Consider the following 313-nt stretch of genomic DNA (forward strand, 5'->3'; position numbering starts at 1 on the left):
GTAGAAAGCAGTGAAAGTTGAACAAGAGGACCTATGGCACGGCCGCTCAACATGGTCGCGGCAATCAAGCCACCCATAGTGAGTTCACCTTCTGCGATGAGGTACACACCAAAAATGATCATACCTACATTGGTACTTTGTTGCACAAAGCCAGCAGTATTTTGGATGCTGTCGGTGATGCGACGACTTTTGATATTCCAGTTTGCCATGTGCGCAACCGCTTCTTCCCAACGGAATTGGAACTGACTTTGCGCGCTGAATAGCTTAACGGTTTCTAACCCAGCCAAACTCTCAATTAAGTTCGCGTACTTCT

1 protein-coding gene is annotated in these 313 nt (G+C 47.3%); it reads right to left on the reverse strand.

Annotation, left to right across the window (positions count from 1 at the left end; genetic code table 11):
• A partial coding sequence (locus tag AB4512_RS23985) for an ABC transporter transmembrane domain-containing protein (RefSeq protein WP_372175999.1) occupies window positions 1-313 on the reverse strand: 313 nt, incomplete at both ends.

The organism is Vibrio sp. 10N.222.52.B7 (assembly GCF_041474275.1).
Taxonomy (GTDB): domain Bacteria; phylum Pseudomonadota; class Gammaproteobacteria; order Enterobacterales; family Vibrionaceae; genus Vibrio; species Vibrio crassostreae_C.